Genomic DNA, 18,390 nt, shown 5'->3' with positions numbered 1-18,390 from the left:
GATCATCTCCCCCATGAGCACGCCTATCGATCCGGTTGTCGGCGCGTTGCCCGGCGCCATTGATCCATCGCGTTTCGGCCGCAGCGCGTTTCCACCGATCGCGGACTACGCGTTTCTGTCCGACTGCGAGGCCAACTGCCTGATCGCGCCGAACGGCGCGGTCGAGTGGATGTGTCTGCCGCGGCCGGATTCGGCCAGCGTCTTCGGCGCCATGCTGGACCGCGGCGCCGGTTCCTTCCGGCTGGCGCCCTACGGCGTGCAGGTGCCGGCCTCGCGCCGCTACCTGCCGGGCAGCCTGATGCTGGAGACGACCTGGCAGACCCGCACCGGCTGGATCATCGTCCGCGACGCGCTGGTGATGGGTCCGTGGCACAACCGCGACGAGCGGTCGCGTACGCACAAGCGCACGCCGACCGACTACGACGCCGAGCACATCCTTCTGCGTACGGTCAAATGCGTCTCCGGCACGGTCGAACTCGCGCTCTCGTGCGAGCCGTCCTTCGGCTATGGCCGGACGAATGCGAGCTGGGAATGGGACGGCCCCGCGTACGGCGAGGCGGTGGCTCACGGCGACGACGACTCGCCGGAGCTGCGGCTGACCACCAACCTCCGGCTCGGCATCGAGGGCCGCACCGCGCAGGCACGTACGCGACTGGTCGAAGGCGACAACGTGTTCGTGGCGCTGTCGTGGTCGCCGCTGCCGCCTCCGCGCACCTTCGACGAGGCGGCCGACAAGATGTGGCGTACGTCCGAGTGCTGGCGGCAGTGGATCACCATCGGCGAGTTTCCGGACCACCCGTGGCGCAAATACCTACAGCGCAGCGCACTGACCCTGAAAGGGCTCACGTACGCGCCCACCGGGGCACTGTTGGCGGCGGCCACCACCAGCCTGCCTGAGACGCCGCAGGGAGAGCGCAACTGGGACTACCGGTATGCGTGGGTCCGCGACTCGACCTTCGCGCTCTGGGGGCTCTACACGCTCGGCCTGGACCGCGAGGCCAACGACTTCTTCCACTTCGTCGCCGACGCCTGCAAGGGCCTCAACGGCGAGGAGCACGACCTGCAGGTGATGTACGGGATCGGCGGCGAGCGCGGCCTGGAGGAGTTCGAGCTGGGCAACCTGACCGGCTACGAGGACGCGCGTCCGGTGCGGGTCGGCAACGCCGCGTACAAGCAGAACCAGCACGACGTCTGGGGCGCTTTCCTCGACTCGGTCTATCTGCACACGCGGTCGCGCGACCAGCTGCCGGAAGCGCTGTGGCCGCTGCTGAAACAGCAGGTCGAGAAGGCCATCGCGCACTGGCGCGAGCCCGACCGCGGCATCTGGGAGGTGCGCGGCGAGCCGAAGCACTTCACCTCGTCCAAGCTGATGTGCTGGGTCGCGCTCGACCGCGGCGCGCGGCTGGCGCGGCTGCACGACGAGCCCGAGTACGCCGCCGACTGGCAGCGGATCGCCGACGAGATCCATGCCGACATCTGCGAGAACGGGGTCGACGAGCGGGGTGTCTTCACCCAGGCGTACGGCGTCAAAGGCCTCGACGCGTCCGTACTGCTGATGCCGCTGCTGCGCTTTCTGCCGCCGGACGACAAGCGGATCCGCGACACCGTGCTGGCCATCGCCGACGAGCTGACCCGCGACGGCCTCGTGCTGCGCTATGTCACCGACACCACCGACGACGGCCTGTCCGGCGAGGAAGGCACCTTCACCATCTGCTCGTTCTGGCTGGTCTCCGCGCTGGTGGAGATCGGCGAGCTGACGCGTGCGCGGCGGCTGTGCGAGCGGCTGCTGTCCTTCGCCAGCCCGCTCAGCCTCTACGCCGAGGAGATCGACCCGCACACCGGCCGCCACCTCGGCAACTTCCCGCAGGCCTTCACGCACCTGGCGCTGATCAACGCGGTCGTACACGTGATCAGGGCCGAGGAACAGGAGGACACCGGCACCTTCCATCCGGCCAACCGGGTCAACTGAGAGCGCTGCCAACGATCCGGCACACCGGCGCGAAACTGTCGTACTTACCAGCAAAACTGGCCCCCACCCAGATCGGGGTGGGGGGTGGGTTCGTGCGGAAGTTACCCAAGTAGCAAAGTTGATCTTGGCCCGGCCACGAGGCCTGATGCCGCCTCAGAGCCGCTCGCCGATGCGGACGATCGCGTACGCCTGCACCGCGGCGGCCGCCAACAGGACGGCGATGGCGGCCGGGAAGCCGCCGGTGAGGTCGACCAGCAGCCCCATCAGCAGCGGTCCGAGCCCGGCCACCGTGTAGCCGACGCCGAGCGCGAACCCGCTGGTCGCCGCGCTGGCCGCGCCGTCAGGCGAGCGCCACGCGACGGCGGCCAGGCCGAGCGGAAAACCGGCGCCGGAGCCGACGCCGATCAGGGTGGCCCACAGCCACGGCGCGAGGCCAGGCAGCAGGAGCGCGCCGAGCGTGCCGGTGACGCCGCTGCTCAGCGCCACCGCCGACCAGAAGCGCCACCGCCGGCGCCGCTCGGCCAGCGCGGGGATCAGCAACGCCGACGGCAGTTGCGCGGCGGCCCACACGGCGAGCAGCAGGCCGGCCGAGCCGGGGCTCCAGCCGTGGCTCTGGTAGTACGGCGACAGCCAGGTCATCCAGCCGTACACCATCAGCGACGCCGCGGCCTGGTGGCTGGCGGCGAGCCTCGCGAAGCCGGATCGCCACGGCAGCGGCGCCGCCGGCGAAGGCGCGGCCACGGCTCGCCGCGTCAGGCCGGCCCACGCGCCGGCGGCAACGATCGCCGGACAGGCCCAGACGGCAAGCGACAGCGACCAGCCGCCGAGCAGGGCGGCCAGAGGTACGGCGGCGGCGCTGGAGACTGTCGCGCCCAGACCCATGGCGACCACATATCCGCCGGTCACCGCACCGGCCCTGGCGGCCAGATGTTCCTTGACGATGCCGGCCAGCATCACGCCGGCGACCCCGATCCCGAAGCCGACGAGCAGGCTGCCGCCGATCAGCGTCGCCACCACCGGCACGCCGCGCGCCAGGCTGCCTGCGGCGACCAGACCAACCGCCGCACCGGCGACCCGTTCCCGGCCGAACCGGTTGCCGAGCGCCGCGCCGGCGAACGAACCGGCGGCCATCGACAGCACCGCCGCCGCCTGCACCAGGCCAGCGGCACCGGCGGACAGACCGAGCTCGGCGCGTACGGCTTCCAACAACGGTGGATAGCCGCTCAGCGCGGCGCGCAGGTTCAGCGACAGCGCCAACAGGCCGAGCAGCACGACCACTGGCCGGAGGACAGACTTCCGTTCTGCGGTGGTGGCAGACATGACCAACCCCGAGTAAGAGGTAAACTCGCTCTAATTCCATTACGCTAACAAGGTGGTTGTAAGGCGTGCAAGTCGCTTTATCCGATTACGCATGGCCGGCGGCGTTGGCCGCCGACCTCGTCAACACGTCGGCCGAGGTGATGCCGGACGGCGACCATCTGGCCGGTCCGGCCGCGCTGGCGAGCTTCCTCGGCGCGCACGACGTACGCTCCGACGCGCTCGCCGGACGCCTGCCGACCGACGACGAGGTGGCGGCCGTACGCGATCTCCGTACGCGCATCCGGCCGGCATTCGACTCGCCGGAGACCGCTGTGGAGGTGGCAAACGAGCTGGCCACGGCCGGCGGCGGACCAGCGCTGAGCCGGTCGGCGGACGGTCAGTGGCGCTGGTACGCGCGCACCGCGCCAGGCGCCGGCCTCGCCGACGAGCTGGCGCTGATCGCCGGCACCGGCCTGCTCGGCGTCGTGCAGGCGCTCGGCGCCAACCGGCTGCGGATCTGCGCCTCACCGACCTGCGTCGGCGTCTTCGCCGACACCAGCCGCGGCGGCAAACGCCGCTATTGCGTGCCGGAGGTCTGCGGCAACCGGGTCAACGTCGCCAACTTCCGCGCACGCCGTCAGCGCGGCGGCGTCTCGTCGTCGTAGAGCCGCGTCACCACCGAGCCGTCGCGCAGCAGAAAGCCGTTGATGATCCCCGGCGAGCTGTGCGGCGCCGCGAGCGTGCCGTGCCGGTCGAGCGCGATCGCGCCGCCGGCGGCGCCCAGCGCCGGGATCTTCTCCGTGACGACGCGCGCGGCGGCCTCCTCGACGCCGACGTGCGCATAGTCGATCAGCGCGGAGATGTCGTACGCGGCGACCCCGCGGATGAACACCTCGCCGATCCCCGTGCAGGACACGGCGACCGTACGGCTGTCCGCGTACGTGCCGGCGCCGACGATCGGCGTGTCGCCGACCCGGCCGGCCAGCATGTCGGTCTGGCCACCGGTCGAGGTGGCCGCGGCCAACTCGTGGCGCGCGTCGATCGCCACGGCACCGACGGTCTCGCCGACCTGGACCGGCTGCGCGGCCTCCGGCGGATTTTTGGCGTCGATCAAGGCGTCCCAGCGCCGCTGGGTGAAGAAGTAGTCCCTTGTCGTGTACGGGAACCCGTTTCGCAGCGCGAAAATGTCCGCGCCATGACCGGCGATCAGGACATGCTTGGAGCGCTCCATCACCACGCGTGCCAACGAGATCGGGTTCTTGGTGTTGCGTACGCCGGCGACCGCGCCGGACCGCAGGTCGCGGCCGTCCATGATGCAGGCATCCAGCTCCTGCTCGCCGTCGGTGTTGAAGACCGCTCCCCTGCCCGCGTTGAAGCACGGATCGTCCTCGAGCACTCGTACGGCCGCCTCCACGGCATCGAGTGCGGACTGACCGCGGCCGAGCAGCGCGGCACCGGCTCGCAGCGCCTCCTCCAGACCGGCGCGATAGGCCGCCTCGTCCGACCGGTCCAGCGAGCCGCGCGGCAGAGACCCGGCGCCGCCGTGCACGGCGATAACGACTTCGCTGATCGACATGCCTAGATCGTCGCAGGCACCGGTCGTGGAAAGCAGCGGAGGAAGCGCCGCGCCAGCTCGGCGTCACCGGTCAGCAGGAGCGTGCGGTCAGCGTCTTTCAACGGCAGGCCACCGAAAACCAGCGATCGCAAGGTCGGCGAGTCGGTGTCGATGACGACGTCCGGATCGGCGAGCGCGCCACGATCCAGGGACAGCGCGCCGCCGGCGATCTCGGCGCGAAACCGGTCGTCGTCGAACCGCAGCTCACACCGTACGGCCAGGTCGCCGGCGAGATCCGCGCGGAACGTGGTGACCAGCGCCAGCATCAGCGCGTCGACGCTCATGTCGGCCTGGGCCGGCACCACCTCAAACGGGATCCGGCTCCCCCATCGACCGATGGCGATCACCACCGGCTTGAGATCCGCGCCGAAATCGGTCAGCTCGTAGACCCGGCTGCTCGCTGGCGGCCCGAGCCTTCGCCGCCGCACCACGCCTCGCGACTCCAGCTCGCGGAGACGCTGCGACAGCACGTTCTGGCTCATCGCCGGCAGCCCGCGGCTCAGGTCTGTGAAGCGCTTGGGTCCGAAGACCAGCTCGCGTACGACCAGCAGCGTCCAACGCTCACCGATGACCTTGAGCGCACGCGCGATGCCACAGGGATCGTCGGTCATCGCTCGATCGTACTGACTACTTGTGCTACCGCACCAGTCACTCCTAATCTAGGAGCAACAGGAAGGGATATCGACATGACGACCTTCGTGCTGGTCCCGGGCGCGGGCGGCGACGCGTTCTACTGGAAGTGGGTCGCGCCGGAGCTCACCAGGCGCGGCCACGAGGCGATCCCGGTCGACCTGCCCGGTCCCGACCCGACCGCCGGCATCATCGAGTACGCGGAGCTGATCGCGAAGGCCGCCGCCGGCCGGTCCGACCTCGTGCTCGTCTGCCAGTCGATGGGCGGCTTCTCCGGACCGCTCGCCTGCGACCGCCTGGACGTACGCAAGCTGGTGCTGGTCAACCCGATGACGCCGCGACCAGGCGAGACGGCCGGCGACTGGTGGACCAACACCGGCCAGGGCGAGGCGTACAAGCAGAAGGCGGCCGAGGTCGGTCTCGACCCGGAGGCGCCGTTTGACCTGATGACTGGCTTCTTCCACGACGTACCGGACGACGTCACCGAGCAGGTCTTCGCGTACGGCGCCCGCGAGGAGGCCGACATCGGCTTCTCGCAGCCGTGGCCGCTGACGGCCTGGCCGGACGTGCCGACACACGTCGCCTGTGGCCGCGACGACCGGCTGTTCCCGCTGGAGTTTCAGCGGCGGGTCGTCGGCGAACGGCTCGGCCTGACGGTCGACGAGGTCCCCGGCGGCCACCTCAACGCATACAGCCAGCCGGTGGCGCTCGCCGAGCGGCTCATCGCGTACGCCTAGACAATCAGGTCGCCCGTGCGGACGACGCCAGGCCTACGCACAACGGCGTTCTGGCCGAAGACCAGGCCGTCTTTGATGCGGCGCGTGCGGCCGAGCGTACGCAGCGGCTCGCGGCCTTTCTCCGCCGTCCGCTGGTCGATCGTCGTGATCACACAACGAGCGCACGGCTTGACGATCTCGATCGTCACACCGGAGCCGATCGCCAGGCCGGTCGTGAGGTCCTCGGTCCACGGCGCCGGCCAGCCGGAGACCACGAGGTTGGGTCGGAAGCGGTTCATCGGCAGCGGCTCGTCGAGCGACGCGTTCAGGGCGTCCAGAGACGCCGTCGAGGTCACCAGGATCGGATAGCCGTCGGCATAGCGCACCTCGCCGCCGCCGACCGACGTGTCTCGCCGTACGCCTGGTGGGAAGCGCACGAGCCGTACGGCCGCGCCGAGGAAGTCGGACAGCCAGCCGGCGACCTCGTCACCCTGGTCGACTCCGGTGCCGGACCATTTCCAGACCGCCACGTCGCGCAGTGGCCCGTCGCCGACGGCCATCGCGAAGTCGTCCATGCCAGGCGCGCGGAGCCGGAGCTTGCCGTCGGCCACCGCGTCCAGGCTCGGTGTGACCAACGCCATCCGCGGATGCTCGCGCTGGGTCAGAAACCGGCCGTCCGGATTGACGACGAGGAAGTCGCGGTCGTGCTCGGGGCCGTGCGGAGTGAGGACGAACTCGTCGACGCGCGTGCCGGCGCAACTCTTGATCGGATAGACGTGCAGCGACTCGACTCGGGCGGTCATCTCACCACGGTAAAGCCGAAAAAGCCGACAGCGGTACGGAGGCGGGGTTTGCTCCGTACCGCTGTCGGCGGTGAGAGAAGGTTTCGCACCCGCTGCGTCGCCGTGGTCCGGTTAAGCCCCGGCCGCAGCGGATGCGAAGGAGAAGTTTTCGATCAGTCGCCGGAGCGCTGGTGCGGGATGCCGGCCAGCAGCGCGCGGACCTCGGACTCGCGGTAGCGGCGGTGGCCGCCGAGCGTGCGGATCGCGGAGAGCTTGCCGGCCTTGGCCCAGCGGGTGACGGTCTTGGGGTCGACCCGGAACATGGTCGCGACCTCAGCCGGCGTGAGCAGTGACTCGGACTCGGGAATTCGTGTTGCCATCTCGGGTTTCCCCCTCGCTCGTTCGCCCCGTGGCGGGCTTGACTGGCCACCATGGGGTGCCAGCTGCGACGACCCTCTCGTCGCACTGATGCAAGTGTCCGACTTCTCCGTTCTGTACGGGCATGGCCCAAGCGGGCCCGATTTACTGACCAAAAGTATGAGCGGATGGCGAAACAGCCACGAATAGTTAGACAGATGCTGCCGTCGGTAATTTTTTGGCAGGCCAGCAACGAAACCGTGCGCGCGAGGAGTGATTTTCCTTCGCCAGATTTAAGTTACATTTAAACGCGGAACGCGCTCGTACGCAACCCGAAGTGTCCTAGTTGGCACGCTCTGCCAGGTGGATGTCCCGCCACCGGGTGCTGACCCGCTCGTACGCCTTGGCCGCCGCCTCGCTGTCGGAGTTGCCGAGCGCGGTCAACACCTCGGCCACGTCCTCGGCGGAGAAGTCGTGGATCAGCGTGTCGTCGTCGAGCAGGTGCACCAGGCCGCCGTAGTCGAGCTCGACCAGCGACCGTGGATGGAACTCTTCCAGCCAGCGCGCGAGGCCTTCGACCGCCTCGACCACACCGACCTCGCCGAGCGTACGCCGCAGGACCGACAACGTACGCGCGCCACGGCGGCGCGCGTCGGACATGTCGGCGCGGTAACGCAGGGCGCGCTTGCCCGGCTCCAGGACGACCAGCCGCTCGGCCGGCGTGAAGAGGCAGAACCAGCGCACCGGCACGGCCCAGGTCGCCGACAGCACGTGCTCGCGATGGTCCGGCCCGGCCCGCTCGGTCTCGATCGCCTCGCGCGCGTCGGCCATCAGCGTGGGCGGAACGAGCGCCTCGGCGACCACCGGCGCGAGGCCGTCGACCGCGGCGATCGCGGCGTCGGCCATCCGCAGCCGCAGCGACCAGGGACAGATCACCGGCACACCGTCGAGCTGCGCCACGAAGGCATGCTCCAACTGGTCGCCGGTCGGCAGCCGCAGCCCCACCACGGACGGCAGGCTGAGCGACCGCTCGACCGACAGCGCCTCCTCGACCCCCGGCACGGAGCCGGAGTCGAGATAACCACGCCAACGCCGTTGCTCGGCCGGCGGGAAAGCCGCCAGCGGCTCATAGACCCGCAACTGAGCGGTGTACGGCGGCGGCACGCCCCGAATCTTGCCACGACCAGCGAAGCCGTACTAACTCCGCATCCCCCCGAACTACCTGCTACAGCGCGAAACTGTCGTACCCGTGCCGTTATGTTTCCCCCACCCATTTCGGGCGGGGGGTGGGTTGAGAGGTTGCAAACATAGCGAAGTTGATCTTGGTCTGCCGCATTGGAGCGCTACATGCGGCTTTTGTCGGCTTCGCTGATGCAAGCAAGGCCCCCTTGCGTGCGTCCAGCGCAAGTAAGGCCCCCATGCGTGCATGTGGCCGTGTAACTAGAGGGGTCAATGGGGTCAGTGAGCCGCATGAGGCGAATTCCAAGATCAATTTCGAACTTGGGTAAGTAACCACGCGAACCCACCCCCCGCCCGATCTGGGTGGGGGCCCAGATTGGCAGGGGGGTACGACAGTTTCACGGCGTAGCGGGTAAACGGGTCTCAGGTGGTGGACGAGGGGACGGCGGGGGCGGGCTTGGCGTTCTATGGTGATCTCGTCCGGCAGACCCGCCGGGCACACGTTACCGACCGGCGGCCTCACGAGGGCCGAGTCGTACGCAGGGAGATCGGACGATGAGCGTCTTCTTCACCGAGCTGGACGGGGCCACCGCCTCCAACGATCACGAGCAGGTCGTCTTCTGTCACGACCGCGGCACCGGCCTGCGGGCCATCATCGCGATCTACTCGACCGCGCTGGGTCCCGCACTCGGCGGCACCCGCTTCTATCCTTACGCGTCCGAGCAGGACGCCATCGATGACGTGCTGCACCTGTCGAAAGGCATGGCCTACAAGAACGCACTGGCCGGTCTCGACCTCGGCGGCGGCAAAGCGGTCATCTGGGGCGACCCCAACAAGGTGAAGACCGAGGCCCTCCTCCGCGCGTACGGCCGATTCGTGGCCTCGCTCAACGGCCGCTACTACACCGCCTGCGACGTCGGCACGTACGTCCAGGACATGGACATTGTCGCCCGCGAGTCCAGGTTCGTCACCGGCCGCTCGCCGGAGCACGGCGGCGCCGGCGACTCCAGCGTGTTGACCGCGTACGGCGTGTTCCAGGGCATGCGGGCGGCCGCCGCGCACCGCTGGGGCTCACCGACCCTGGCCGGCCGCAAGGTCGGTGTCGTCGGCGTCGGCAAGGTCGGCAGGCACCTGGTCGAGCACCTGGTCGAGGACGGCGCGACGGTCGTCGTCAGCGACGTCAACCCAGCGGCCGTCGCCGACATCCAGACCCGCTATCAGGTCGCCGCCGCGCCGGACCTGCTCGACCTCGATCTCGACGTGTACGCCCCGTGCGCGCTCGGCAACGCGCTCAACGACGAGACCGTGCCGCGGCTGCGCGCCGAGATCGTCTGCGGCGCGGCCAACAACCAGCTGGCACATGACGGCATCGACAAGCTGCTGGCCGACGGCGGCGTGCTCTACGCGCCGGACTACTGCGTCAACGCCGGCGGCGTCATCCAGGTCGCCGACGAGATCGAGGGCTTCTCGTTCGAGCGGGCGAAGGCACGTGCCGAGAAGATCTTCGACACGACCGCCGCGATCCTGCGTACGGCCGACACCGAAGGCATCACACCGGCCGCCGCCGCAGACCGGCTGGCCGAACGCCGGATGGCCGATGTCGGCCGGCTGCGCGGCATCCTGCTGCCCTGAACCGGTTCCGACGTTTTGGCTGCTCGTCGTCCGTTCCGGTGGGCGGAATCGTACGTGAGCGGCGCCCTATTGGACCCTAAGCGGCCAGTCGGGATGTCAACGCGCGCGCGCTCGGGGTACGGTATAGGCACGAGTGATGCCATCTGAACGGGGCCGCTGGTCGGCCCCATACTTCTGTTTGAGGGGGTCGAGCCATGGGGCGCGGCCGAGCGAAGGCCAAGCAGACGAAGGTCGCTCGGGAGTTGAAATACAGCTCGCCGAACACCGATCTCGAGGCCTTGCAGCGCGAACTGTCCGGCAGCGACGGGGGCGGGCGTGGCAGGACCCACGACGACTCGGCGGACGATGACGCCGACGATCGTTGGGCTTCCTCAGACCGTTGAGTGACCGGCCGAGCCGGTCCCGTCGGTAGCGGAGTACGCAAGGCAACAGGCGCATCATCCCGGTGATGCACCTGTTGTCTGTCTATCCGCTTTCTGAGCGCGTCAGTCAACGAAGGCGTCGTCGTACTCCCTGAGTGCGGCGACGGCTTCGTCCACCAGCCTGCGCAGACCACCGCTGGTCGCGATCAGGTCGAACCCGTCCAGGCCACCGAGCCGGATCTCGATCTCGTCCGACCGTGGATAGACGTGGCACTCGATGCTGGTGCGATCCTTGATCATGGCCCAGGCGCTCACCTCTACGTCTGTGGCGTCCATCAACGGCATGGTGTAGCCCTCCCTGCATGCGCCGAGTCACGCTCGGTGTAGATTCCTGTGTCCACAGGACACTGTGTCTGCACCTTAAGGGACACTGTGTTCGTACGCAAGTACCGGACGTGACGACCGAGAGGCTCACCGTGGCCAAGGCCATCCCGACACTGCCGCGCGTGTTTCTCGGTGCGGCGCTGCGCCAATTGCGCGCCGACGCGAACAAGTCGCTCGACGACTGCGCACGCGCGGTCGGCAAGGACCGGCCGCGCATCGTGAAGGTCTTCGACGGCAACTCCAGCCTGTCGACCGAGGAGTTGGAGGCGCTGGTCGACTTCCTCGGCGCCGAGCCGGACCGCCGCCGCGAGATCCTGCGGCTCGGCATCGACGCGCGCAAGCGCTCCAGCCGCAGCCCGTACACCGACCTCGCACCCGGCTCCTTCCAGCGACTGGCCCTGCTTGAGGCGCTAGCGAGCGATATTTGGGACTACGAACGCGGCGTCTTCCCCGCTTGTCTGCAGTCACCGGAGTACATCGAGGCATTGATGGACGCATCGGACGGCATCTGGTGGGACTCGTCCGAGGTCGAGCGCTCCAAACGAGTGGCATTTCGAACCGAGCGCCAGCGGACGGTCTTCGATCCGGACAGGCCGAAGCAGATCGACGTCTTCTTCAGCGATGACACGCTCGTCGCCGAGGTCGGCAGCCCGACCGTAATGCGGCGTCAACTCCAGCACGTCCTCGACCTCATCGACCAAAACCGGCACCTGACCGTCCAGATCGTGCCTAACAGCGGACGCGACAATCCCGTCCAGCAAGGCGGTCTGGTGATCTACCGATTCGGGGACTCGCTGCGACCAGTCGGCTTCCTTTCTGTCCCTTATGGCCCATCGACGTACTTTGACGACGCAATCGATACCGAGCGAATGACTCGCGCTTTCAACAAAATCCGCGAACTCGCGTACACTCCCGAGCGCACCAGGGACATCATCCGCGTCAAGCTGGAGGAGACGACCTAGTCATGGCTATCGCCGCTCGCGACACTGGCTGGTTCAAAAGCAGTCGGAGCAGCGGCGGAAGTGACAACTGCATCGAGGTGCGGTTGACCAGCGACGAGGTCGGCGTACGCGACTCCAAAGCACGTACGGCCGGCACGCTTCACCTCACCTCCACCGCGTGGTCCACCTTCACCTCGGCCCTCAAGACCGGCGCTGGCCTGGCCAGGACGTAGCGGTAAGGGTAGCCTTACTTGGACCGTCGCTCGCGAGAGAGGCTGGGCCGAGGTGGCTGAGACGGAACGCTTCTCCAACGTCCTGCGCGGCGCCACGCGGCTGGTCCATGAGCGCGCCGAAGGCGCCGCGTTCATCGGCAAGCTGATGTCCGGCGAGCTGGCGTTGGCCGGGTTCGCCGAGCTGGCCGTCCAGCACTTCTCCATCTACACGGCCCTGGAAGAGGTCTCCGACGCGATGCGTACGGACCCGGTCGCCGGCCCGTTCGTGATCGACGGGCTCCGGCGCGTACCAGCGCTGACCAAGGACCTCGACTTTCTCCTCGGCTCCGGCTGGCAGAGCCGCGTCGCGCCAAACGCCGCGACCGGCCGCTATTGCGAGCGGTTGCACAATGTCGCCGGCAGCTGGCCTGGCGGCTTCGTCGCGCACCATTACACGCGCTATCTCGGTGACATCTCCGGCGGTCAGGTGATCCGGTCGAAGCTGCGTACGTTCCACGGCACGAGGGGCCTGGCGCCATGTTCTATGTCTTCGACCGGATCGGCAGCCCCGCCGAGTTTCGCCGGCACTACCGGTCGCTGCTGGACGGCGCCGGCTGGGACGCGCCGAACGCGCGCAGGTCGTCGCCGAGACCAAGCGCGCGTTCGAGCTCAACGAGGCCGTCTTCGCGGAGCTGGCCGAGGGGATGCAGAAGCACCTCGCGGCCTAGGGCCCAGTGTCCGCTAGTCGAGCGGCGTCTGCTGGTGAAAGACGCTGCGCCAGCCGTCGGCTTCGCGTGCGTACACACTCGTCGCCAGCACCTTGAACTCGACGCCGGCGCCGGTGGTGACCGCTGACCGGTACGTGACGACCGCCGTGTCCGGCGTCGGCTGCAGCACGCGCCACTCGTCGAGGTCGGTCTTCACGTACGGGTTGTCGTTTTTGCTGACAACCGGCACGATCTGCGCCTTGGTCGCCACGCCATAGCGACTGACGACGATGCCGTCGTCGCGGATGAGCCGCTGATAGAAGGCGCCATCGCCGTCCCGGTTGGCCCGCCACATCTCGGTCTCAATCGCGACGATCTCATCCGTAACCTGTTTAGCTGGTTTCATGTAACTGACTATAGTGGTTACGTGACGAGCAGAGCAAGGATCATGCGCAGCAGCCCGGACGGTCACGCGTACTCCTTCGACGCCGGCACGTTCAGCCTGGAGCTGCTGCTGACCGGCGGACCGGGGATGTATGCGCGCTGGGAGTCGCTGCACCAGCCCGACGACCTGGTGCGCTGGCTCGGCGACTCGATGCTCGGCGTCGCGTCATCTGAGCTGGCGATCGGCGACGACGAATTCGCGCGGATCAAGGAGTTTCGCAACGCACTGCTCGCGGTTGTCCTGCGTACGCTCGAAAACAAGCCAGCCGACCCGGCCGATGTCGCGACCATCAATGCCGCCGCCGGCGAGCCGCCGGTGCCGCGGCTCGACCCTGTGACGCTGAAACCGCACTGGTCGACGCCGGTCACCGGCCGTCAGGTGCTGGCGGCCGCGGCGGCCGACGCGATGGCGGCGCTGGCCAGCGGACGGATCAAGCAGTGCTCCGGCGACAACTGCTATCTGCTCTATCTGGACACCTCACGGCCCGGCAACCGGCGCTGGTGCAGCATGGAACATTGCGGCAACCGCAACAAAGTACGCGCGCACCGCGCCCGCGCGCGCGATTGATTTTCGCAACTTGCGTTTCGCATGCGGCTGCTGACAGTATTTGGCCGGTGATGGTGGCCGTCAACACCAGTAAGGTGGACAACATGACAGAGCGGGATCGCGACATCGACGCGTTGCGAACGGAGTTCCACGCGTATCGCGACCAGAACAACCGCGTCATCAACGCCTTCCGCACGGAGGTGAACGAGCGGTTCAACGGGGTCGACAAGCGGTTGACAAGCGTTGAGACGCGGCTGACGAGCCTTGAGACGAAGGTCGACAACGGCTTCGCCGAAATGTATCGAGGCTTCGCCGAAATGGATCGCCGCTTTGCCGAAGTGGATCGCGGCTTCGCCGAAATTCGCGGCAGGCTCGATGGCACGGCCGCCGGCATGGCGCAGATCGCGGCCTCGATCGACATTCTCATCGCGCGCGACAACGAGCGGCGCGACAACGAGCGGCGCGACAACGAGCGGCGCGGCGAGGACTAGCGGCACGACTGAGCGGCGAGACCTCCGGGGTCTCGCCGCTCTGCTGTCTGACTACTACGGCCGCGAGGCCTTCGCGTTGTGCACCACGGTGCCGTCGGCCAGCGTCAGGTCGTACGTGAGGATCTCCTGCGGTCCCCCGCGTCCGCTCGGCTGGTTTGGCCCCTCCGGGAACGCACGACCCGGCCACCAAGCGGCATACCGGCCGTTTTCCACCGACGCCTGAACGGTCAGCTTGCCGGCGTGGATGGTGACACCGACGACCTCCGAGCCGACCACGCCGTCGGTCACCGAGCTGACCGGACCATCGGCGAACTGCGCGATCTGGCCCGGCATGAAGCCCTCGGCCGGAGCCTTCGGCGCCGGGCCGTTGCTCCCGCCGATCGCGAAGCCGACCACGTCGACGGTGTCGGTGCCGGCCGGGTTGCGTACCAGGCAAGGAGCGGAGACGTCCGGGTTGTCGGTGTGATAGAGCACGGCGACGTACTCACCGCGGCGCTCGGCCAACGCGATCTTGGCCCTGCCCATGTCGATGGAGCCGCCGGTCGCCTGCTCGCGGCAGGCGCCGTTGATGGCGTCGAGGTGTCCGCCGACGGCCTTCGGAGCGGCGGTCCAGGAGGCGTACGCGGCGCCGTCGTCGCCTTTGGGCAGCAGAACCCAGCCGCCGACGGCGACTGGCAGGACGGCGAGCGCGGCGATGGCCAGCCGGCGCCGGCCACGGCCGCGGCGAGGCGGTGTCGGCGCGGGGATCCCCGGGTCGGTGGCGATGATGCGTTCGAGCGTGCTGGCCGCACGCTGGTGTTCGTCGGTGGTGAGGGTCGACGCCGCTGCGTCGATGGACCGGAGCGCGGAATCGTTCATGACTGGGTCTCCATCTGCGGAAACGGAGCGTTGGCAAGCGCAAGGTGGTGGCGCAGCGCGCGGCGAGCGCGCATCAGGCGCAGGCGATACGAGGCGGAGCTGACACCGAGGACCCTGGCCGCCTGCGACGAGGTCAGGTCCTCGAACACGGTCAGCGACAGGACCTCCTGCTCGGCGTCGCTCAGCTGCCGCCAGGCGGCGGCCAGATCGACGCGCAGCGCGAGAAAGTCGGCATCGGCCGTGGGCGGCGGCGTCGAAGACTCGGCGACCCGCACCGCGAGCGCGTCCTGGCGGCCATGTCCGCGGCGCGCGTTGAGCAAGCAGTGACGCGCGATCCCGAACAGCCAGGCGCGCAGGTCGTCAAACCTGGTCGGCGCGTCGTCGAGCCGCCGCCACGCCACAAGAAAGGCGTCCGCCGCGACATCCTCGGCATGTGAGGGGTGTACGCGCCGCTGCGCGAACCGCAGCACGTCCCCGTACGCGTCAGCGAAGAGCGCTCGAAAGCGCGCCACCCTGTCTGGTTTCAGTGTCCTCATACACCACACCTGTCCGGCAGGCCGGAAAGTGTTTCGCTAGGGGCCTAGGCGTACGCGCTGACCAGCCGAGCCTCGCCGGTGCCGGCGACGATCTGGCCGCAGATCCACGACGGCACGTGGCGCGCGGTGAGCAACGCCAGCGCGCGATCGGCCTCGGCGGCGCTGACCACCGCGACCATGCCGACCCCCATGTTGAACGTACGCTCCATCTCCTCCCGCTCGACCCGGCCGCGTGCCGCGATCAGCTGGAAGATCGGCGGCACCTGCCAGCTCGACCGGTCGATGACGGCGTCCACATTGGACGGAAGCACGCGTACGAGATTGCCGGCGAAACCGCCGCCGGTCACGTGAGCCAGCACGCGTACGTCCGTCTCGGCGATCAGCTCGAGGCAGTCGCGCGTGTAAATGCGGGTCGGCGTCAGCAAAATCTCACCGAGCGCGCGGTCGTCGTCGTAATCGTCGACCGGTTTGTCCAGCGGCAGCTGACCCATCGCCAGCAACACGTGGCGCACCATCGAAAAACCGTTGGAATGCAGGCCTGAGGAACCCATTGCGATGACGACATCGCCGGCCTTCACCGAATCGGGCGTCAGCACGCCGTCGGCCTCAACGACACCGACGGCGGTCGCGGCGAGGTCGTATTCGTCCGGCGGCATCACGCCACCGTGCTCGGCGGTTTCCCCGCCGACCAACGAACATCCGGCCTGCCGGCAGCCCTCGGCGATGCCGGCGACGATCGCGGCGATCCGCTCCGGCACGACCTTGCCGCAGGCGATGTAGTCCTGCAGAAACAGCGGCTCGGCGCCACACGCGACCAAATCGTCGGTCACCATCGCGACGAGGTCGATGCCGACCGTGTCGTGGATCCCGGTCTTCTGCGCGATCGCCAGCTTGGTGCCGACGCCGTCGGTCGAGGAGGCCAGCAACGGCTTGCGATATTTGCTCGTGTCAAAGGCGAAAAGGCCGGCGAAACCGCCGAGATCACCGACCACTTCCGGCCGGTGGGTGGTCTTGACGGCCGACTTCATCAGCTCGACGGCACGCTCGCCGGCGTCGATGTCGACACCGGACGCCGCGTACGTGGCGCCGTCTTCCGAAGCGGTCACGGACGGCGGAGCGCGTCGGCGCCACCGGGAGAGACCGACAGCGACGGCAGCGCACGGCCATGCGGCTGTACGCGGCTGCCGATGCCTTCCAGCAGGTGCTTGCCGATCATGTTGTCGTCCTCCGGCAGCGGGATCGGATATTGGCCGTCGAAACACGCCATGCAGAGGCGGTTGACCGGCTGCTCGCTGGCCGCGACCAGACCGGCCAGCGACACATAGCCGAGCGAGTCGGCGCCGATCGACGCGCGGATGCCGTCGTTGTCCAGACCGTTGGCGATCAGCTCGGCGCGGCTGGCGAAGTCGATGCCGTAGAAACACGGCCATTTCACCGGCGGCGAGGAGATCCGGATGTGGATCTCGACCGCGCCGGCCTCGCGCAGCATGCGTACGAGCGCACGCTGCGTGTTGCCGCGGACTATCGAGTCGTCGACGACCACCAGGCGCTTGCCGCGGATGACATCGCGCAGCGGGTTGAGCTTGAGCCGGATGCCGAGCTGGCGGATCGACTGCGACGGCTGGATGAACGTGCGGCCGACGTAGGAGTTTTTCACCAGGCCGAGGCCGTACGGAATGCCGGACTGCTCGGCGTAACCGACCGCGGCCGGCGTGCCGGACTCCGGCACCGGGATGACCAGGTCGGCCTCGACCGGGTGCTCTTTGGCAAGCGTACGGCCGATTTCGACGCGGGCCGCGTGCACACCGCGACCGGCGATCGCGGTGTCCGGCCGGGCGAGATAGACGTATTCGAACAGGCAGCCTTTCGGCTTCGGGTTGGCGAACCGCTCCGAGCGCAGCCCGTGCTCGTCGACCGCGATCAGCTCGCCGGGCTCGACCTCGCGAACGACGCTCGCGCCGACGATGTCCAGCGCGGCGGTCTCGCTCGCGACGACCCAGCCGCGCTCCAGCCGGCCGAGCACCAGCGGGCGTACGCCCTGCGGGTCACGCGCCGCGTAGAGCGTGTGCTCGTCCATGAAGACCAGGCTGAACGCGCCGCGTACGGTCGGCAGCACCTTGAGCGCGGCGGCCTCGACGGACAGGTCGGGATGCGCGGACAGCAGGGTCGCCAGGATCGCGGTGTCGCTGGTCGCGTCTGGACCGCTCATCTGCACACCGGTCTGCTTCTCCGCCTCGGTCGCCAGCTCGGCGGTGTTGACCAGGTTGCCGTTGTGGGCCAGCGCGACCGTCGTGCCGGTCGAGGTGGAACGCAGCGTCGGCTGCGAGTTTTCCCAGGTCGGACCGCCGGTCGTCGAGTAACGGTTGTGGCCGATGGCGAGGTGGCCGCGCAGGCTGGTCAGGGTGGTCTCGTCGAAGACCTGGCTGACCAGGCCGAGCTCCTTGTAGACGACGACGCTGGAGCCGTCGCTGACCGCCATGCCGGCGGCCTCCTGGCCGCGGTGCTGGAGCGCGTACAGGGCGAAGTAGGTGAGCTTGGACACCTCCTCGCCGGGAGCCCACACCCCGAAGACGCCGCAAGCGTCCTGGGGGCCCCTGTCCTGGGGGTCGAGGTCGTTGGTCAGCCGGCCATCGCCCCTTTTGGAGGCGCCACTGCCTGTGGCCACGAACGTGCTCCTGACTCAGTCTGTGGCGGGGAAGCGTTCGCCTTCCATCGTACGCTGCCTGGCC

The 18,390-nt window shown here is 68.6% G+C and carries 22 protein-coding genes; 10 read left to right on the top strand and 12 right to left on the bottom strand.

Annotation, left to right across the window (positions count from 1 at the left end):
- Positions 1-13 precede the first annotated feature (13 nt).
- Positions 14-1,969 (top strand): glycoside hydrolase family 15 protein, encoded by a 1,956-nt coding sequence (locus tag GNX95_RS39720; RefSeq protein ID WP_163513105.1) that lies wholly within the window; start codon positions 14-16, stop codon positions 1,967-1,969.
- A gap of 153 nt (positions 1,970-2,122) precedes the next feature.
- Here the strand turns inward: GNX95_RS39720 and GNX95_RS39715 are convergent, their stop codons facing one another.
- Positions 2,123-3,289 carry an MFS transporter gene (locus tag GNX95_RS39715; protein ID WP_163513103.1) on the bottom strand — a complete coding sequence of 389 codons (1,167 nt, stop codon included), beginning with the start codon at positions 3,287-3,289 and terminating at the stop codon, positions 2,123-2,125.
- Positions 3,290-3,354: 65 nt separating this feature from the next.
- Between GNX95_RS39715 and GNX95_RS39710 the strand changes: the two genes are divergently transcribed.
- Positions 3,355-3,933, top strand: a complete 579-nt coding sequence (locus tag GNX95_RS39710; RefSeq protein WP_163513101.1) for a CGNR zinc finger domain-containing protein — start codon at positions 3,355-3,357, stop codon at positions 3,931-3,933.
- On the opposite strand, the gene GNX95_RS39705 is transcribed toward GNX95_RS39710, so the two are convergent.
- Both GNX95_RS39705 and GNX95_RS39700 read right to left on the bottom strand, forming a co-directional pair.
- Positions 3,906-4,844: an isoaspartyl peptidase/L-asparaginase family protein gene (locus GNX95_RS39705; RefSeq protein WP_222854291.1), complete on the bottom strand. Its 939-nt coding sequence runs from the start codon at positions 4,842-4,844 to the stop codon at positions 3,906-3,908. The genes GNX95_RS39710 and GNX95_RS39705 overlap by 28 nt on opposite strands.
- 2 nt (positions 4,845-4,846) lie before the next feature.
- Positions 4,847-5,494: a winged helix-turn-helix transcriptional regulator gene (locus GNX95_RS39700; protein ID WP_222854290.1), complete on the bottom strand. Its 648-nt coding sequence runs from the start codon at positions 5,492-5,494 to the stop codon at positions 4,847-4,849.
- A 75-nt stretch (positions 5,495-5,569) separates the two neighbouring features.
- Here GNX95_RS39700 and GNX95_RS39695 point away from each other — a divergent pair, with 75 nt between their 5' ends.
- Positions 5,570-6,250, top strand: a complete 681-nt coding sequence (locus GNX95_RS39695; protein WP_163513099.1) for an alpha/beta fold hydrolase — start codon at positions 5,570-5,572, stop codon at positions 6,248-6,250.
- On the opposite strand, the gene GNX95_RS39690 is transcribed toward GNX95_RS39695, so the two are convergent.
- The 3 genes from GNX95_RS39690 to GNX95_RS39680 all read right to left on the bottom strand — a co-directional run bounded on the left by GNX95_RS39690 (position 6,247) and on the right by GNX95_RS39680 (position 8,532).
- Positions 6,247-7,032 (bottom strand): MOSC domain-containing protein, encoded by a 786-nt coding sequence (locus GNX95_RS39690; RefSeq protein ID WP_163513097.1) that lies wholly within the window; start codon positions 7,030-7,032, stop codon positions 6,247-6,249. The two genes, GNX95_RS39695 and GNX95_RS39690, sit on opposite strands and share 4 nt — an antisense overlap.
- Before the next feature lie 152 nt (positions 7,033-7,184).
- Positions 7,185-7,391, bottom strand: coding sequence for a BldC family transcriptional regulator (locus tag GNX95_RS39685; RefSeq protein ID WP_163513095.1), 207 nt, complete (start codon positions 7,389-7,391; stop codon positions 7,185-7,187).
- A gap of 319 nt (positions 7,392-7,710) precedes the next feature.
- A complete protein-coding gene (locus GNX95_RS39680) occupies positions 7,711-8,532 on the bottom strand; it encodes a DUF8083 family protein (RefSeq protein ID WP_163513093.1) in 822 nt (273 codons plus the stop codon).
- Positions 8,533-9,102: 570 nt separating this feature from the next.
- Between GNX95_RS39680 and GNX95_RS39675 the strand changes: the two genes are divergently transcribed.
- Both GNX95_RS39675 and GNX95_RS39670 read left to right on the top strand, forming a co-directional pair.
- Positions 9,103-10,179 (top strand): Glu/Leu/Phe/Val dehydrogenase dimerization domain-containing protein, encoded by a 1,077-nt coding sequence (locus tag GNX95_RS39675; RefSeq protein ID WP_163513091.1) that lies wholly within the window; start codon positions 9,103-9,105, stop codon positions 10,177-10,179.
- 194 nt (positions 10,180-10,373) lie between these two features.
- Complete coding sequence (locus tag GNX95_RS39670; RefSeq protein WP_163513090.1) at positions 10,374-10,562, top strand: DUF3073 domain-containing protein; 189 nt, start codon at positions 10,374-10,376, stop codon at positions 10,560-10,562.
- A gap of 102 nt (positions 10,563-10,664) precedes the next feature.
- Here GNX95_RS39670 and GNX95_RS39665 read toward each other — a convergent pair whose 3' ends face one another.
- Positions 10,665-10,877, bottom strand: a complete 213-nt coding sequence (locus tag GNX95_RS39665; protein WP_163513089.1) for a hypothetical protein — start codon at positions 10,875-10,877, stop codon at positions 10,665-10,667.
- Positions 10,878-10,996: 119 nt separating this feature from the next.
- Between GNX95_RS39665 and GNX95_RS39660 the strand changes: the two genes are divergently transcribed.
- From GNX95_RS39660 to GNX95_RS39650, 3 genes are read left to right on the top strand one after another with little or no spacing between them, the layout of a single operon-like run.
- Positions 10,997-11,887, top strand: coding sequence for a helix-turn-helix domain-containing protein (locus GNX95_RS39660; protein ID WP_163513088.1), 891 nt, complete (start codon positions 10,997-10,999; stop codon positions 11,885-11,887).
- Positions 11,888-11,889: 2 nt separating this feature from the next.
- The gene (locus GNX95_RS39655; protein ID WP_163513087.1) at positions 11,890-12,099 is read left to right on the top strand and encodes a DUF397 domain-containing protein; all 210 of its coding nucleotides are present in this window, start codon (positions 11,890-11,892) and stop codon (positions 12,097-12,099) included.
- A 52-nt stretch (positions 12,100-12,151) separates the two neighbouring features.
- On the top strand, positions 12,152-12,823 hold the full coding sequence (locus tag GNX95_RS39650; RefSeq protein ID WP_222854289.1) for a biliverdin-producing heme oxygenase: 672 nt from the start codon (positions 12,152-12,154) through the stop codon (positions 12,821-12,823).
- Here GNX95_RS39650 and GNX95_RS39645 read toward each other — a convergent pair.
- On the bottom strand, positions 12,820-13,191 hold the full coding sequence (locus tag GNX95_RS39645; protein ID WP_163513086.1) for a nuclear transport factor 2 family protein: 372 nt from the start codon (positions 13,189-13,191) through the stop codon (positions 12,820-12,822). The two genes, GNX95_RS39650 and GNX95_RS39645, sit on opposite strands and share 4 nt — an antisense overlap.
- Positions 13,192-13,212: 21 nt before the next feature.
- On the opposite strand from GNX95_RS39645, the gene GNX95_RS39640 reads away from it, so the two are divergent.
- Positions 13,213-13,797: a CGNR zinc finger domain-containing protein gene (locus GNX95_RS39640; protein ID WP_163513085.1), complete on the top strand. Its 585-nt coding sequence runs from the start codon at positions 13,213-13,215 to the stop codon at positions 13,795-13,797.
- A gap of 47 nt (positions 13,798-13,844) precedes the next feature.
- Positions 13,845-14,267, top strand: a complete 423-nt coding sequence (locus GNX95_RS39635; RefSeq protein WP_163513084.1) for a hypothetical protein — start codon at positions 13,845-13,847, stop codon at positions 14,265-14,267.
- A 54-nt stretch (positions 14,268-14,321) separates the two neighbouring features.
- Here the strand turns inward: GNX95_RS39635 and GNX95_RS39630 are convergent, their stop codons facing one another.
- From GNX95_RS39630 to purF, 4 genes are read right to left on the bottom strand one after another with little or no spacing between them, the layout of a single operon-like run.
- Complete coding sequence (locus GNX95_RS39630) at positions 14,322-15,125, bottom strand: hypothetical protein (protein ID WP_163513083.1); 804 nt, start codon at positions 15,123-15,125, stop codon at positions 14,322-14,324.
- Positions 15,122-15,661: an RNA polymerase sigma factor gene (locus tag GNX95_RS39625; RefSeq protein ID WP_163513082.1), complete on the bottom strand. Its 540-nt coding sequence runs from the start codon at positions 15,659-15,661 to the stop codon at positions 15,122-15,124. Before GNX95_RS39625 ends, GNX95_RS39630 begins: the two co-directional genes overlap by 4 nt.
- A gap of 44 nt (positions 15,662-15,705) precedes the next feature.
- A complete protein-coding gene (gene purM, locus GNX95_RS39620) occupies positions 15,706-16,767 on the bottom strand; it encodes a phosphoribosylformylglycinamidine cyclo-ligase (protein WP_163513079.1) in 1,062 nt (353 codons plus the stop codon).
- On the bottom strand, positions 16,764-18,284 hold the full coding sequence (gene purF / locus GNX95_RS39615) for an amidophosphoribosyltransferase (RefSeq protein WP_222854370.1): 1,521 nt from the start codon (positions 18,282-18,284) through the stop codon (positions 16,764-16,766). Before purF ends, purM begins: the two co-directional genes overlap by 4 nt.
- Positions 18,285-18,390 lie beyond the last annotated feature (106 nt).

The organism is Fodinicola acaciae, from assembly GCF_010993745.1.
GTDB classification, from domain to species: Bacteria; Actinomycetota; Actinomycetes; order Mycobacteriales; family HKI-0501; genus Fodinicola; species Fodinicola acaciae.
Note: the sequence above shows the minus strand (reverse complement) of the source record. Positions and strands in the feature narration are given on the sequence as shown.